Source organism: Enterobacter cloacae complex sp. P38RS, assembly GCF_014930775.1.
Classification (GTDB): Bacteria; Pseudomonadota; Gammaproteobacteria; order Enterobacterales; family Enterobacteriaceae; genus Enterobacter; species Enterobacter bugandensis.
The window spans coordinates 263,936-279,327 of the sequence record NZ_JADBRS010000001.1; the positions used below are offsets into that span (position 1 = coordinate 263,936).

The 15,392-nt window shown below is 54.2% G+C and carries 18 protein-coding genes; 9 read left to right on the forward strand and 9 right to left on the reverse strand.

Annotation, left to right across the window (positions count from 1 at the left end):
- Positions 1–3: 3 nt before the first annotated feature.
- The 5 genes from csgB (at position 4) to ymdB (ending at position 2,463) form a co-directional block, all read left to right on the forward strand.
- On the forward strand, positions 4–459 hold the full coding sequence (csgB, locus tag IM303_RS01240; protein ID WP_028012679.1) for a curli minor subunit CsgB: 456 nt from the start codon (positions 4–6) through the stop codon (positions 457–459).
- 41 nt (positions 460–500) lie between these two features.
- The gene (gene csgA, locus IM303_RS01245) at positions 501–953 is read left to right on the forward strand and encodes a curli major subunit CsgA (protein WP_047368274.1); all 453 of its coding nucleotides are present in this window, start codon (positions 501–503) and stop codon (positions 951–953) included.
- A 60-nt stretch (positions 954–1,013) separates the two neighbouring features.
- Positions 1,014–1,346: a curli assembly chaperone CsgC gene (gene csgC, locus IM303_RS01250; RefSeq protein WP_041910536.1), complete on the forward strand. Its 333-nt coding sequence runs from the start codon at positions 1,014–1,016 to the stop codon at positions 1,344–1,346.
- A 150-nt stretch (positions 1,347–1,496) separates the two neighbouring features.
- Complete coding sequence (locus tag IM303_RS01255) at positions 1,497–1,817, forward strand: hypothetical protein (RefSeq protein WP_048998810.1); 321 nt, start codon at positions 1,497–1,499, stop codon at positions 1,815–1,817.
- A 103-nt stretch (positions 1,818–1,920) separates the two neighbouring features.
- The gene (gene ymdB, locus IM303_RS01260) at positions 1,921–2,463 is read left to right on the forward strand and encodes an O-acetyl-ADP-ribose deacetylase (RefSeq protein ID WP_045630081.1); all 543 of its coding nucleotides are present in this window, start codon (positions 1,921–1,923) and stop codon (positions 2,461–2,463) included.
- 35 nt (positions 2,464–2,498) lie between these two features.
- Here ymdB and mdoC read toward each other — a convergent pair whose 3' ends face one another.
- The gene (gene mdoC, locus IM303_RS01265) at positions 2,499–3,638 is read right to left on the reverse strand and encodes a glucans biosynthesis protein MdoC (RefSeq protein ID WP_192970898.1); all 1,140 of its coding nucleotides are present in this window, start codon (positions 3,636–3,638) and stop codon (positions 2,499–2,501) included.
- 254 nt (positions 3,639–3,892) lie between these two features.
- Here mdoC and mdoG point away from each other — a divergent pair, with 254 nt between their 5' ends.
- From mdoG to IM303_RS01280, 3 genes are all read left to right on the forward strand, one after another.
- Positions 3,893–5,446, forward strand: a complete 1,554-nt coding sequence (gene mdoG / locus IM303_RS01270; RefSeq protein WP_028012685.1) for a glucans biosynthesis protein MdoG — start codon at positions 3,893–3,895, stop codon at positions 5,444–5,446.
- Positions 5,439–7,967 carry a glucans biosynthesis glucosyltransferase MdoH gene (gene mdoH, locus IM303_RS01275; protein ID WP_192970899.1) on the forward strand — a complete coding sequence of 843 codons (2,529 nt, stop codon included), beginning with the start codon at positions 5,439–5,441 and terminating at the stop codon, positions 7,965–7,967. Before mdoG ends, mdoH begins: the two co-directional genes overlap by 8 nt.
- An 84-nt stretch (positions 7,968–8,051) precedes the next feature.
- Positions 8,052–8,279, forward strand: coding sequence for a YceK/YidQ family lipoprotein (locus tag IM303_RS01280; RefSeq protein ID WP_013097162.1), 228 nt, complete (start codon positions 8,052–8,054; stop codon positions 8,277–8,279).
- Between the two features lie 6 nt (positions 8,280–8,285).
- Here IM303_RS01280 and IM303_RS01285 read toward each other — a convergent pair whose 3' ends face one another.
- From IM303_RS01285 to IM303_RS01295, 3 genes are all read right to left on the reverse strand, one after another.
- Complete coding sequence (locus IM303_RS01285; protein ID WP_028012687.1) at positions 8,286–8,660, reverse strand: MysB family protein; 375 nt, start codon at positions 8,658–8,660, stop codon at positions 8,286–8,288.
- A 97-nt stretch (positions 8,661–8,757) separates the two neighbouring features.
- A complete protein-coding gene (gene mdtG / locus IM303_RS01290) occupies positions 8,758–9,975 on the reverse strand; it encodes a multidrug efflux MFS transporter MdtG (RefSeq protein ID WP_048998807.1) in 1,218 nt (405 codons plus the stop codon).
- 140 nt (positions 9,976–10,115) lie between these two features.
- A complete protein-coding gene (locus IM303_RS01295) occupies positions 10,116–11,042 on the reverse strand; it encodes a Kdo(2)-lipid IV(A) acyltransferase (RefSeq protein WP_028012689.1) in 927 nt (308 codons plus the stop codon).
- Positions 11,043–11,263: 221 nt separating this feature from the next.
- On the opposite strand from IM303_RS01295, the gene IM303_RS01300 reads away from it, so the two are divergent.
- The gene (locus IM303_RS01300; protein ID WP_028012690.1) at positions 11,264–12,313 is read left to right on the forward strand and encodes a rhodanese-related sulfurtransferase; all 1,050 of its coding nucleotides are present in this window, start codon (positions 11,264–11,266) and stop codon (positions 12,311–12,313) included.
- Between the two features lie 41 nt (positions 12,314–12,354).
- Here the strand turns inward: IM303_RS01300 and IM303_RS01305 are convergent, their stop codons facing one another.
- The 5 genes from IM303_RS01305 to bssS form a co-directional block, all read right to left on the reverse strand.
- Positions 12,355–12,933: a YceI family protein gene (locus IM303_RS01305; protein ID WP_048998806.1), complete on the reverse strand. Its 579-nt coding sequence runs from the start codon at positions 12,931–12,933 to the stop codon at positions 12,355–12,357.
- Between the two features lies 1 nt (position 12,934).
- On the reverse strand, positions 12,935–13,501 hold the full coding sequence (locus tag IM303_RS01310; protein WP_028012692.1) for a cytochrome b: 567 nt from the start codon (positions 13,499–13,501) through the stop codon (positions 12,935–12,937).
- Positions 13,502–13,719: 218 nt separating this feature from the next.
- Entirely contained in the window at positions 13,720–13,833 is a 114-nt protein-coding gene (locus IM303_RS01315; protein WP_032644857.1) for a YceO family protein, read from the reverse strand.
- Positions 13,834–13,893: 60 nt separating this feature from the next.
- Positions 13,894–15,012, reverse strand: a complete 1,119-nt coding sequence (solA, locus tag IM303_RS01320) for an N-methyl-L-tryptophan oxidase (RefSeq protein WP_049120009.1) — start codon at positions 15,010–15,012, stop codon at positions 13,894–13,896.
- Positions 15,013–15,128: 116 nt separating this feature from the next.
- A complete protein-coding gene (bssS, locus tag IM303_RS01325) occupies positions 15,129–15,383 on the reverse strand; it encodes a biofilm formation regulator BssS (protein WP_023299782.1) in 255 nt (84 codons plus the stop codon).
- Positions 15,384–15,392: the final 9 nt, after the last annotated feature.

Sequence of the window (15,392 nt, forward strand, 5' to 3'; positions counted from 1 at the left end):
AACATGAAAAACACATCGTTATTTTTGATGTTTACATTACTGGGTGCGCCTGGATTTGTAACCGCCGCGAATTCAGATTTAGCAAACGCTGAATATAATTTTGCGGTTAATGAATTAAGTTATTCATCATTAAATCAGGCAGCCATTATTGGTCAACAGGGCGTATTTAATGACGCTCAGCTTCGCCAGGAAGGATCGAAACTCTTGTCCGTCATTTCTCAGGATGGGGCAGGCAACAGAGCGAGAGTTGATCAATCAGGGACTTACAATATTGCCTGGATCGATCAGAGCGGTAACGGGAACGATGCAGGTATTACGCAGGATGGATATGGTAATAGTGCGAAAATTATCCAGAAAGGGTCGGGTAATAGAGCAAATATTACGCAGTACGGTACGCAGAAAACCGCAGTTGTAGTGCAGAAACAGTCGCAGATGGCAATTCGCGTTATTCAGCGCTAGCTATTTCGCGACGACGTTAATCAATCCGATGGGGGTTTACCATGAAATTTATCAAAGTGGCAGCACTTGCAGCAATCGTCGTTTCTGGTAGTGCTATGGCTGGTATGATTAATCAGGGCGGATGGGGTCATGGACACGGTCATGGCGGAAACAGTGGTCCAAATTCAACCCTGAATATTTATCAGAACGGTGGCGGTAACTCCGCGCTGGCGTTGCAGACAGATGCCAGAAATTCCGTTCTTAATATTAGCCAGACCGGTGGCGGTAACGGGGCTGATGTCGGTCAGGGTTCTGACGACAGCAAAATCAACCTGACCCAGAACGGCTTTGGCAACAGTGCGACACTCGATCAGTGGAACAGCAAAAAATCCGTTATGAATGTTAGCCAGTACGGCGGCCTTAACGGTGCGCTCGTAGACCAGACGGCGTCTAACTCCACCGTCAACGTTACCCAGATCGGCTTTGGTAACCACGCGACAGCGCATCAGTACTGATACTGAAATCTGTACTACAAAAAACAGGGCCGATGCCCTGTTTTTTTTCGGGAGTTCCTCATGAATACCTTCATTCTCCTTGCCGCGCTTTCCGGGCAGATAACCTTTCAAACGTCACAGCAGGGAAATATGACGACCATTATTCCGCAGGTCATTTTGACGGAACCGTGTGATTGTCAGGTTCAGATCCTCTCTTTGAAGGAAGGGCAGAGTGGGCAAAGTGCTTCGCGACAGCAAAATACCCTTTTTATTCCCGCTAATCAGCCGATTGATTTAACGCGGTTGAGTTTAACTATTTCTGCGGAAGACACGATCAACATCGTTGTCACCGTCACGGATGGAAAAGCGCTTCATTTATCACAGCAGTGGTCGCCAGCCGGGGGTGCGCTGTAAATATTCATGAAATCAATGCATTGTGAATATTTGCCGTTGAACTAAGCTGTTATCAGGAACTGCGTTGTTAGGTTCCGTAACGTCAGCCTTCGTTTGCATAATGAAGCGCGTTTGCCCCTCATGGACGATTTTCATTGAGGAGTACATATCGTGACCCACTCTTTTGGACATCTTATTTCAGGTCTGGGCCTGCTTGTTTCGGCATTTATCGCTCCAGCTTATTCGGCCACGCTCGCGCAGGGCGGCGTTATTCACTTTCGCGGCGCAATCGTTGCTGACCCTTGCGAAGTTACACAGCAGCAGCGGCAGCTGGCGGTGTCGTGTCCGGAAAAAAATCGTATGCAAACGCGTATGGTGAGTTACGGCGACGCGCTGAACGGCAAGGCGACGGCTTCTGGCCTGGCGACAGTGAATATGACGTACCTGAATCCTGAAAAAACGCTCGCGGTTGTTCAGATCCAGTACCGTTAATACCCGTGCACGCCCGTCGGTGGGCGTGGTTTTATGCCTATCGTTTTTCTCAATAACCCCTCTGCGATACACTTATAAAAAAGGCGGGCAGCAGAGGGGCTTTATGAAACCGCAAATTGAAGTTATTCATGGCGATATTACGACAGTTCATGTCGACGTCATCGTCAATGCGGCCAATCCTTCTCTGATGGGGGGAGGAGGCGTAGACGGCGCTATTCACCGGGCTGCCGGACCGCAGTTACTGGAAGCCTGTAAAATGGTGCGTCAGCAACAGGGTGAATGCCCTCCGGGCCATGCGGTGATTACGCTGGCGGGCAACCTTCCTGCCAAAGCGGTGATTCATGCTGTCGGGCCCGTGTGGCACGGCGGAGACCAGCATGAAGCGAGCCTTCTGGAGGAGGCATACCGAAACTGTCTGCGGCTTGCCGCCGACAACGGCTATAAAACGATGGCGTTCCCGGCCATCAGCACCGGCGTGTATGGATATCCTAAGGCGGCAGCGGCGACCATCGCCGTCGAAACGGTTTACCGCTATTTGTCGCTTAAACCGCTGCCAGAGAAGGTGATTTTTGTCTGCTTCGATGAAGACACCACGCATCTTTATCAGCGGCTTTTGACTCAGCGCAGACAAGAGCTGGAGAGCTGAAGCGAAGGCGGCGCACCGTGAGTGCGCCGCGCTGCTCAGGCGGCTTTCGGCTGAGGTTTTCCTGAAAACAGGAAGCGCAGAAGAGGGATCCGCAGATGGATCTCGTAGAGTACGACGGCAATCCCCACCACAAACACCAGCCCGGTAAAGAAGCCCAGCGTGTTGGATGCGATATGCGGCGTGATGTATGCCCCGAAGAACAGCGTCAACGGGTGGTGCACCAGATAGATAAACAGTGAGGCATTGACGAAGTAGGTCACGCGGCTGGACTTAAAGTTCAGCAAACGGTGGCCGAGCGCGAACACCACGTTCACCATCCACAAGCCCAACAGCATGGTGATCACGCTTTCCGTTTCATACATCCAGGCGTCGCCACTCCCGTAGCGCTGGTTCAGCAGGTAGGCCACAAAGGCAATGGCCGCACCCACCGCGCACCACGGTGACGGGGTGGTAAACAGCGCTTTAAGCCTCGGATGAATAAAGGCCAGCGCGCCAATCAAAAAGAACGGAATGTAGAACAGCGACTGCATCACCACAAAATTGAACAGGCCGTCGCTCAGTATCGGTGGATAGACAATAAACAGCGTGCGTCTCACCGCGGCATAGGCGATCCCCAGCAGTAAAAAGAGCACCGACAGCTTGCCCAGCGTGACGTTAGCGAAGAAAGAGTCTGCTGTCGTGCTGAGATGACGGCGCAGGCGGCTGAAAATCACCAGACTGACCGTGGTCAGCACCACCAGAACCAGCAGGAACCAGAGGTGAGACACCAGCTCCCAGACCAGCGTGTTGTACTTTTCATACAGCGAGAGATTCGGCCAGTTCTCCGCCTTGCCTTTAACGTATTGCAGCATAATGAACTGCGGCAGCGTCAGCAGCGGTATGGCGGTTAACATGGGAATACCTACGCGCTCCACGCGCACTTTCCACCAGCGCTTAAGCGGATAGCGTAAAAAAAGCATGTACGAGAAATAGCCGGAGATGACAAAAAACACCTGCATGCGGAAGGCGTGAATAAAGTCATTAAACAGCGTCAGCCACCAGGAGGGCATCTGGCTATTAACATGCCACGTGTGGCTGGAGTAAATCAGTGAAATATGAAAGGGGATCCCCAATAGCATCAGCCATGCCCGGATCGAGTCGAGGAAATATTCCCGTTGTGTCGGTGTTGTGCTCATATAACGTTGCGCATTCTCAGACTTTTCGCCTTATCCCTAAGGCTCATAATGGTTACATTCGACGCCAACCCTACACCAAGACCGACACACTGTCTCCAGGATAAGCACGCAAAGTGAATAACGGGTTCTTTCATTTGCTTAATCCATGAGCCAGCAGCTGAACAAAGCAGTGATTATGTTGTCGGATTGCCTGAGTTTCCATTAAAATGGATCGGATCGATATAAGCACACAAAGGGGGAAGTGCTTACTTATTATGAAACATAAACCACAGATGATGAAAATGCGTTGGTTGGGTGTTGCGGTGGTGTTATCACTGTATACCTCATCGGCACTGGCCTTTAACATCGACGATGTCGCAAAACAGGCAAAATCGATGGCAGGCAAGAGCTACGAAGCGCCGAAAAGTAACCTGCCCTCCGTTTTCCGCGACATGAAGTATGCGGACTATCAGCAGATCCAGTTCAACCACGATAAAGCGTACTGGAACAACGTTAAAACCCCGTTCAAGCTTGAATTTTATCATCAGGGTATGTACTTCGACACGCCTGTTGCCATCAATGAAGTGACGGCGACCGCGGTACGTAAGATCAAGTACAGCCCGGATTACTTCAATTTTGGCAATGTGCAGCACGACAAAGATACGGTGAAAGACCTGGGCTTCGCAGGCTTCAAGGTGCTTTACCCGATCAACAGCAAAGATAAAAACGACGAAATCGTTAGCATGCTTGGCGCCAGCTACTTCCGCGTGATTGGCGCGGGGCAGGTATACGGGCTTTCTGCGCGCGGTCTGGCTATTGATACCGCGCTGCCATCAGGTGAAGAGTTCCCGCGTTTCCGCGAGTTCTGGATTGAGCGTCCAAAACCAACGGACAAACGTCTGACTATTTATGCGCTGCTGGATTCCCCACGCGCAACCGGTGCCTATCGCTTTGTGATTATGCCAGGTCGTGACACGGTCGTTGACGTGCAGTCTAAGGTTTACCTGCGTGACAAAGTGGGCAAACTGGGCGTCGCTCCGCTGACCAGTATGTTCCTGTTTGGGCCGAACCAGCCGTCACCGGCAACCAACTTCCGCCCGGAACTGCATGACTCCAACGGTCTGTCTATTCATGCCGGTAACGGTGAGTGGATCTGGCGTCCGCTGAATAACCCGAAACATCTGGCGGTCAGCAGCTTTGCGATGGAAAACCCGCAGGGCTTTGGCCTGCTGCAACGTGGTCGTCAGTTCTCTCGCTTTGAAGATCTCGACGACCGCTATGACCTGCGTCCAAGCGCCTGGGTTACGCCGAAAGGCGACTGGGGTAAAGGCAAGGTAGAGCTGGTTGAAATTCCAACCAACGACGAAACCAACGACAACATCGTCGCATACTGGACGCCGGATCAGCTGCCGGAAGCCGGTAAAGAGATGAACTTCAAGTACACCATTACCTTCAGCCGCGATGAAGATAAGCTGCATGCGCCGGATAACGCGTATGTGACGCAGACTCGCCGATCTACGGGTGACGTGAAGCAGTCTAACCTGATCCGTCAGCCTGACGGTACGGTAGCGTTTGTCGTGGACTTCACCGGCCAGGATATGAAGAAACTGTCTCCTGATACTGCGGTGTCGGCCCAGGCCAGCATCGGTGACAACGGTGAAATCGTAGAGAACACCGTGCGTTACAACCCGGTAACCAAAGGCTGGCGTCTGACCCTGCGCGTGAAAGTGAAAGATCCGAAACAGACCACTGAAATGCGTGCTGCGCTGGTCAGTGAAGATCAGCCGCTGAGTGAAACCTGGAGCTACCAGCTACCTGCCAATGAATAATACATCTGAATATATTGATGCCATGCCGCTGACGGATATCGAAAAAGCGGCGCTGCCTAAGAGCGACATCCGCGCGGTTCATACCGCGCTGGATGGCGAACATCGTCAGTTTTCCCGTGATGATGATACGCCGCTGGGGTCAGTCAAGGCGCGTCTGGAGCAGGCCTGGCCGGACTCGCTGGCAGAAGGGCAGTTGATTAAAGACGACGAAGAACGCGATCAGCTTCAGGCGATGCCGAAAGCGACGCGTTCCTCAATGTTCCCCGATCCATGGCGCACCAACCCGGTTGGCCGCTTCTGGGATCGCTTGCGCGGGCGTGACGTCACGCCGCGCTATCTGTCGCGCCTGACGAAAGAAGAGCAGGCCTCCGAACAGAAATGGCGTACCGTGGGGACAATTCGCCGTTATATCCTGCTGCTTCTGACGCTGGCGCAGACGGTTGTCGCGACCTGGTATATGAAAACCATTCTGCCTTACCAGGGCTGGGCGTTTATCAACCCGACGGACATGATGGGCCAGGATCTCTGGGTCTCCTTCATGCAGCTGCTGCCGTATATCCTGCAGAGCGGCATTCTCCTGCTGTTCGCGGTCCTCTTCTGCTGGGTCTCGGCCGGTTTCTGGACCGCGCTGATGGGCTTCCTGCAGCTGCTGATGGGACGGGACAAGTACAGCATTTCGGCGTCAACGGTCGGGGATGAACCCCTCAATCCCGAGCACCGTACCGCACTGATTATGCCTATCTGTAACGAAGACGTTGACCGCGTATTTGCGGGGCTGCGTGCAACCTGGGAGTCCGTAAAGGCAACCGGTAATGCGGCGCATTTTGACGTTTACATCCTGAGTGACAGTTACAACCCAGATATCTGCGTTGCAGAACAAAAAGCCTGGATGGAGCTGATTGCAGAAGTGCAGGGCGAAGGACAGATCTTCTACCGCCGCCGCCGCCGTCGCGTGAAGCGTAAAAGCGGCAACATCGATGACTTCTGCCGCCGCTGGGGTAACCAGTACAGCTACATGGTCGTGCTGGATGCTGACTCCGTCATGAGCGGTGACTGCCTGAGCGGTCTGGTGCGTCTGATGGAAGCCAACCCGAACGCGGGGATCATTCAGTCTTCGCCAAAAGCATCCGGCATGGACACCCTGTACGCGCGCTGCCAGCAGTTCGCCACCCGTGTTTACGGCCCGCTGTTTACCGCCGGTCTGCACTTCTGGCAGTTGGGTGAGTCGCACTACTGGGGCCACAACGCCATTATCCGCGTGAAGCCGTTCATCGAACACTGTGCGCTGGCGCCGCTGCCGGGCGAGGGTTCGTTTGCCGGTTCGATTCTGTCGCATGACTTCGTGGAAGCGGCGCTGATGCGTCGTGCTGGCTGGGGCGTCTGGATTGCCTACGACCTGCCGGGATCGTACGAAGAGCTGCCGCCGAACCTGCTGGACGAGCTCAAGCGCGACCGCCGCTGGTGTCACGGTAACCTGATGAACTTCCGCCTGTTCCTCGTAAAAGGGATGCACCCGGTTCACCGTGCGGTGTTCCTGACGGGCGTAATGTCTTATCTCTCCGCACCGCTGTGGTTTATGTTCCTCGCGCTCTCCACTGCGCTGCAGGTCGTCCATGCCCTGACGGAGCCGCAATACTTCCTGCAACCGCGCCAGCTGTTCCCGGTGTGGCCGCAGTGGCGTCCGGAGCTGGCGATTGCGCTGTTTGCTTCCACCATGGTGCTGCTGTTCCTGCCTAAGCTGCTCAGTATCATCCTGATCTGGTGCAAAGGCTCGAAAGAGTACGGCGGATTCTTCCGCGTCACCCTTTCGCTGCTGCTGGAAGTGCTGTTCTCCGTGCTGCTGGCGCCGGTGCGTATGCTGTTCCACACCGTGTTTGTGGTCAGTGCCTTCCTGGGCTGGGAAGTGGTCTGGAACTCACCGCAGCGTGATGACGACTCCACGCCGTGGAGTGAAGCCTTCATGCGTCACGGGTCTCAGCTGCTGCTGGGCCTGGTGTGGGCGGCCGGAATGGCCTGGCTGGATCTGCGCTTCCTGTTCTGGCTGGCGCCGATTGTCTTCTCGCTGATCCTGTCGCCGTTTGTGTCCGTGATCTCCAGCCGTTCAACGGTAGGGCTGCGTACCAAACGCTGGAAACTGTTCCTGATCCCGGAAGAGTATTCCCCGCCGCAGGTGCTGGTGGATACCGATACCTATCTGGAGCAGAACCGTAACCGCACGCTGGACGATGGCTTTATGCACGCCGTGTTTAATCCGTCATTCAACGCTCTGGCGACGGCAATGGCCACTGCGCGCCACCGCGCAAGCCAGGTACTGGAGATTGCCCGCGATCGTCACGTTGAGCAGGCGCTTAACGAGACCCCGGAAAAACTCAATCGCGACCGTCGTCTGGTGCTGCTGAGCGATCCGGTCACGATGGCAAGACTTCACTATCGCGTATGGTCCGCTCCGGAGAAGTACTCTTCGTGGGTGAACTACTACAAAGAGCTGAAGCTGAACCCGCTGGCGCTGAAGGCGAAGTAAGCGGTTAAGCAAGGCGGGTAAGCAAAGCGCCACCCGCCAGATAAAATACCGGCTGTGAGGCCGGTATTTTTTTAGAGGTTACTGATGAAAATAATCATCGTCGTCATGATGGCATGCCTGCTGAGCGGCTGCGGCAGCATCATCAGCCGCACTATTCCAGGTCAGGGCCATGGCAACCAGTACTACCCGGGCGTAAAATGGGATGTCCGTGATTCCGCATGGCGCTACCTGACGGTGCTCGATCTGCCGTTCTCGCTGATTTTCGACACGCTGTTGCTGCCCATCGATGCCAGCCACGGCCCGTACGAGTAGCGTAAATTAACGCTCGTCCCATTCATCGGCTGCGGTTTGACCTTCTTCCGTATCCAGCGGTGGCTCGAGCTGAAATTCGCCCTCATCCCACTCGTGCAGCGTATTCTCCTCCAGCCATTCCTGGCGTAACTCGATTTCATCATAGTCGCCATCAAACACGGCCTGCGCACCTGCACCGCTCAGGACCGGCAAACATTCCCCTTCTTCACCTTCGTCGGCAAAGAATTCGGCCTGCCACATAATATCCCCATCCTGCAGAACATATTTTTGGATATTAAGTTGTTGCACGTCAGCATCTTCTTCCTCAACGCCGGGATTATCGGCAAGGAACTCTTCACGAGCGGCATCAATAGCTTCTTCCAGCGTGGCGTACATGGTCATTGGTGTCTCCCTGTTTTCCAGAAGGTTTCAGGGAAAGAATAGCTGAATATCAGATTCTGCAAGTATGAATGCGAAAATAAGCCGTCAGGCGTTCTTCTTATTCCGTCACCGGCCGTAACGCGCGGGATAAACTGAACCACGAGTAAATCGCGTTGAACAGCACCACGCCTGCCGTCACGATAAAGACGGCGCGAAAACCGAAGCTGGCGGAAATACCCGCCCCGAGAAGCGGCCCGGTGACGTTACCGATATCGCGAAACGACTGGTTATAGCTAAAGATACGCCCGGCAATCTGATTCGTGGAGTTGTAGACCAGCAGGGTCTGTACGGCGGGCAGCAACGCCCCGTCGGCGGCACCCAGCAAAAAGCGAAGCACGCCCAGCTGCCACGGAGAGTGCACCATCGACATGGGGATAAGCAGCAGGACGGAAATGATCAGTGCCCAGATCAGGATCTTTTCCGGGCCGACCCGGTCACCCAATTTCCCCAGTCTCGGTGCGCTAACCAGCGCCGCCACGCCGGGCACAGAAGCAATCAGTCCGCTGATAAATGCAATATTGCTGACGGTACCCGCCAGGTCGCGAACGTATAGGGTGAGAATAGGAGCGATCGATCCGGTTGCCACCTGAATGATCAATGTCGTTACGAACAGGCTCAGCACCAGTCTGGGATTTTTAAGCGAGGTCAGCACGTCTCTGGCGTGAAGCATCTCTTTTTTGGCGACGGGCGTAAATTTTTCACGGATGCAGACCAGGGTGACGATAAAGCACAGGAACAACACGCTGGCGGTGATGAAAAAGACCGGGCGCAGGCCGTAGTTATCCGCCAGTAATCCCCCCGCCAGCGGCCCAAGCAGGGCGCCGCTCACGCCACCGGTTGAGAGCGTGCCAAGCGCCCAGCCGCTCTTATGGCGAGGAATTTGCGTAGCGATCAGGGCGTTCGCGTTGGGAATAAATCCGCCCAACAAGCCCAGTAATGCGCGCAATATCAGGAACTGCCAGACGTTCTGCGCCACGCCCATCAGCGCCATGATAATCGCCATCCCCAGCGCTGAACGCAGCAGCATGATTTTACGTCCCTTGCGGTCGGCAAGGCCGCCCCAGAAGGGGGAGGCAATGGCGGAAAAGAGAAACGTGATGCTGAATACCAGGCCAGACCACATGTTGAGTGCGCTATGGCCCGTCACGCCCAGCTGTTCGACGTAGAGCGGCAGGAAAGGCATGACCAGGCTAAACGCCGCGCCGGTAAGAAAACAGCCAAGCCACGCAACCGTGAGGTTACGCTTCCAGTTTATGGGGGCATCTGAGGGTGTCATAACAATCCGCATAGTGAGGTGCAGAGCACCTGAGGCATGAAGTAATAAGCCTGCTAATTATGCGCCTGGGTTATGATTGCCGCAATGAGGGGGAGCTTTTAAAGCTAAAATAGCATGCGGCCCTGAGGGCCGCATGAGGATCAATAGCGGGAAGGCGTGCCTTCTGGCCGCGTTTTAAAGCGTCGATGCAGCCACATGTACTGCTCGGGTGCCAGCATGATGCACTTCTCCACAACGCCGTTCATCCAGCGCGCGGTAGTTTCCGCATCTTCCAGCGGTGGCGCGAGTTCCGGCTCAAGCATCATCAGCTCGTAGCCTGAGCCATCCGGCATACGGCGGGGAACAAAGGGAACGATGGCGGCTTTGGACATCCGCGCCAGCATCCAGGTGCCGGTCGTGGTGGCGGCCTCATCAACGGCGAAGAAGGGGACAAAGACGCTGGCCTGGGGGCCATAGTCGTGATCGGGGGCATACCAGACCACTTCACCGGACTTCAGCGCGCGGATCATGCCCTTCAGATCCTTACGGTCGATCATGCTTTTGTTGGAGCGCATGCGGCCGTTGGTCTGGATGAGATCGATAACCGGGTTGTCGTTAGGACGGTAAACCCCGATGCCGGGCGCCTGCATGCCAAACATACGCGCCCCGATTTCGAGCGTCAGGAAATGGACGCCGATCAGCAGCACGCCGGTCTGATTGGCCTGAAGCGTATGCACCGGCTCCATGCCGGTGCCTGTAACCTTGCTCCAGCGGGCCATACGTTTGTCCGACCAGAACCACGCCATGCCGGTCTCCATGAGACCCATGCCGACGGATTCGAAATTCTTCGAGACCATATCATGGCGCTCTGCCTCGCTCATCTGCGGAAAGCACAGCTCAAGGTTACGATACGCGATGCGGGCGCGGCGCTTCATAAGCGTTTGCGCGAGTCGGCCTAATGATGTACCTAACCGGAAGATAACAGGGTAGGGAAGCTGTACCAGTAGCCATAAAAAGCCAATGCCAAGCCAGGTCATCCAATAGCGGGGGTGCAAAAGGGCGACGGTAAATTTTGGTAACTGGGTCATGTCTTTCCTGTGTTCAAACGTCCTGTTTCGCTATTGTCGCATTTTTTGAGACGTAGCCAAAATATCTGCCGTCGAAACCTGCACGACGACGGCAATTGTTAAGCCTGATTCATCAGGGTGTGTGAAATGTAGCGTAAATTGTGTGGATGTAAATTGGTTTTGTTTGCTATATGATGCCGACCGATTTTGATTCTCTCTGACGATTGCAGGACTTGTACACCATGCCAGTGTTACACAACCGCGTTTCGAATGAGATGTTAAAGGCGCGCATGTTGGCTGAAACCGAACCGCGCACGACCATCTCCTTCTACAAATACTTCACCATCGACGATCCGCAGGCGACCCGCGATGCGCTTTATCAGGCCTTCACGGCGCTGAACGTTTTCGGGCGCGTCTACCTTGCCCGCGAAGGCATTAACGCGCAGATTAGCGTGCCGGAAAGCAAAGTGAATGCGTTCCGCGACGCGCTTTATAGCTTCGATCCGGCCCTCAACGGCTTACGCCTGAACATTGCCCTGGATGACGATGGAAAATCGTTCTGGGTGCTGCGCATGAAGGTGCGTGAACGCATCGTGGCGGACGGTATTGACGATCCTGAGTTTAACCCGGCGGACGTCGGCGAATATCTGAAGGCCGCGGAAGTGAATGCGATGCTGGACGATCCGGATGCCGTGTTCATTGATATGCGTAACCACTACGAGTACGAAGTGGGGCATTTCGAAAACGCGATGGAGATTCCGGCCGATACCTTCCGCGAGCAGCTGCCTAAAGCGGTGGAGATGATGCAGGAGCATAAGGATAAAAAAATCGTTATGTACTGCACCGGCGGTATCCGCTGCGAGAAGGCCAGCGCGTGGATGAAGCACAATGGGTTCAACAAGGTCTGGCACATTGAAGGCGGTATTATTGAGTACGCCCGCCGCGCCCGTGAGCAGGGCTTACCGGTACGCTTTATCGGTAAAAACTTCGTCTTTGACGAGCGCATGGGCGAGCGCATTTCAGAAGATGTGATTGCCCAGTGCCACCAGTGCGGCGCGCCGTGCGATACCCACACCAACTGCAAAAACGACGGGTGTCATCTGCTGTTTATTCAGTGCCCGGCCTGTGCCGAGAAGTTTAACGGCTGCTGTAGCGAGCTGTGCAGCGAAGAGAGCGTCCTGCCGGAAGAAGAGCAGCGTCGTCGTCGCGCGGGGCGTGAAAACGGTAATAAGATTTTTAATAAATCACGCGGCCGTCTGAATACCAAACTGGGTATTCCTGACCCGGAATGATAATAACGCCCGGCACGGCGAAAGCCTGCCGGGCGAATCTATTACGACTTCTGCTGCACACCTTCAACGGAAATAACCAGCTCAACGTCCTGCGACGCCGGGCCTAAATCCGTTGTGATATTAAAATCTTTCAGGTGAATTTTACCCGCCGCTTCAAAACCTGCGCGTTTTCCGCCCCACGGATCGTCGCCCTGACCGACCAATTTCGCATCCAGAGTAACGGGTTTGGTTACGCCATTCAGCGTCAGATTCCCGGTAATAGCCAATTTATCACCGTCTTTCTTAACTTCCGTGGAGGTGAAGGTGGCCTGTGGGAATTTTGTGACGTTGAGGAACTCTGCGCTGCGCAGGTGTTTATCGCGCTCAGCATGGTTCGTGTCGACGCTGTTCGTATTAATGGTCACATTGACTTTATCTGCCGCAGGATTTTTCTCGTCAAAAGTAAATGTGCCGTCGAAATCTTTAAAGGTGCCGTACAGCCAGCTGTATCCCAGGTGCTGAATGCGGAAATTGACGAAAGCGTGCTGGCCCTCTTTATCAATTTTATAGTCAGCCGCTACGGCAGAACCGGTGGTAAATAACAGAGAACCGAGGGCAATACCCAGCAGGTGTTTTTTCATTTTATGCTCCAGAGTCAACTGACGAGCGGCCAAGCATGCGCTTGAGCGTATCGTCTTTATCAATAAAATGGTGTTTAAGGGCGGCGAGCCCGTGCAGTACGGACAGGATCACCACGCTCCAGGCAAGCCAGAGGTGAACGACGCCTGCCGTATCGGCCTGAGCCCCGGCATCGCTGAGCGTTGCCGGAACCTCGAACAGGCCAAAAACGCTAATTGGTTTGCCGTCTGCCGTTGAAATGAGATAGCCGCTGATCAGAATGGCGAAGAGCAGTGCGTAAAGCGCAATATGCGCGGCAACGGCGCTGACGCGGGTTATTTTTCCGTATGTCTTTAGTGGCGCGGGCGGTGGGGAAATATGTCGCCAGATGGCGCGAAATACCAGCCCCAGCATCAGCAGAACCCCGATGCTTTTATGCAGCTCGGGTGCCTGATGATACCAGCCATCGTAATAGCTGAGCGTGACCATCCAGAGTCCAAGTCCGAACATACCGTAGACGGCAATGGCAAATATCCAGTGCAAACTTATGGATATTATTCCGTAGCGCCGGGAGGAGTTACGCAATTGCATCAGAATGTCCATTTTCAAATTAACCGAAAGGTAAAAATGAACGGGAAGACGCGATATTGCAACTGAAATAATTGACTATTGATTTTTATTTTATTTATTTCAGCGATTTTGAAAAGAAACGGCGAGATTAATTCAATGGCTTCGTGCAAGACGTATTTAGCAGAAGAAAAAATCTTAAATAAACATAAAGTAACGTCAGTTAACGTCAATTGTCACTTTCAATAAAACACAATGTATATAACATCAACGATAGCGAGCAGCGCCCACAATAAGATATAGAGCATAAAGTGTTCGCGAATGTTATTGATGAGGAAATCCACTATCCTGCGCATAACGCCCCACAATTGAGTACGAAGAAAACGGGCCCCGATACCGCCGGAGCCCGTGGCCGATTATCCGTTAAAACGCGAGAGTGAGAACGGCGTCAGATCAAACTGTGGCGTGATACCCTGGGCAAACTGCGCGGCGATTTCACCCAACACCGAAGCGAACTTAAAGCCGTGGCCACTCAGCCCGGTAATCAGCAGGGTGTTGTCATGTCCCGGCAGCGTATCAATGATAAAGTCTTCATCCGGCGTGTTGTCATAGGTGCAGGCCGCGCCATAAAGCAGGCCGCCGACGCCCGGGAGAATATTGCGCAGGAACGAGAAGGCTTCTGAGCCGTCCTGCGGGCAGGCGCCAAACGGCTTGCGCTCCTCAGGTGAGGAGATGACCTGCCCGCCGTTGTGTTTTCCAATCTTGAGAGCGTCCTTCTCGGAAGGGAAACCGTAGAACTGATCGCCGTTGGGTAACTCGCCGGTAAACGCCGGGAATTTATTTTGCGCGCTGTAACGCCCGTCCGACTGGAACCAGGAGAAGACCTTGCGTACCGGCTGGATCGGCAGGTCCGGGAGCAGGCGGGTAACCCAGGTTCCTGCGCTAATTAGCAGGCGGGAAGCCGAATATTCCCCGTCTACGGTTTTCACCGTAACGCCGTTTGCATCATGCGTGATGGCCTCTACGGGGCAATTGAACAGCTGCGCACAGCCCGCTTTGGCGGCAAGATCGACCCAGGTTTTGATCGCCGTTTCACAGTGCAGCACACCGGAGTTGGCTTCAAAGAGGCCAATATAATCCTCAGGGACGGTAATTTCGGGCCAACGCGCGCTAATGCCCGTCGCGTCCAGCTTTTCAACGTCCAGATTGTAGGCTTTCGCGCTGCGTTCGACGCCTGCGAGAAATTCAGAGTGGGCCGGGCCCAGATTGATAACGCCGGTACGTTCGAAAATGCGCTCTTCAGTCTGTTTTGCCAGCTCGTCCCACAGCGTCTGGGCGCGAAGCACCAGCGGAACGTAGCGCTCCCCCTCGCCATAGGCATGGCGAATGAGACGGGTGTCGCCATGATGGCTACCTTCGCTATGCGGCGGCAGGTGGGCGTCAATCATCAGGACGTTTAGCCCTGCCTGCGTTGCGTAATAACCGGCGGCCGATCCAACGGAGCCGCTACCAATAATGATTAAGTCGTATCTCATATGCATCTCGTAAACTTACGGTTTGTTAGCAGAGTAATTAACAACGCGGGCGTAAACAAGCGGGAAATAAATAAGGCACCGCGAGGGTGCCTGTTGAGTGAAAAGTGGGCATAAGGTTAGTGCCGTTTATACTCATTTTCCTGATAGTCGCCAGATTCTATTTTTGCAATGCCTGCCTCTAAAATAGAAATAAACTGACGGGCGACGTCTGTTGTTAGCCACAGCGTCTGTCCCACTTCCGCTTCGTCACGGTTGAGTTGATTTGGGGTCTGGTAGTGCAAACGCAGCATCAGTGCATCGTAGCTATCTACGGTACTGATATCCCAGCCTACAAGCGGATGGGTCTGGATGACTTCGTTATTCTTTTCCATTATAACCCC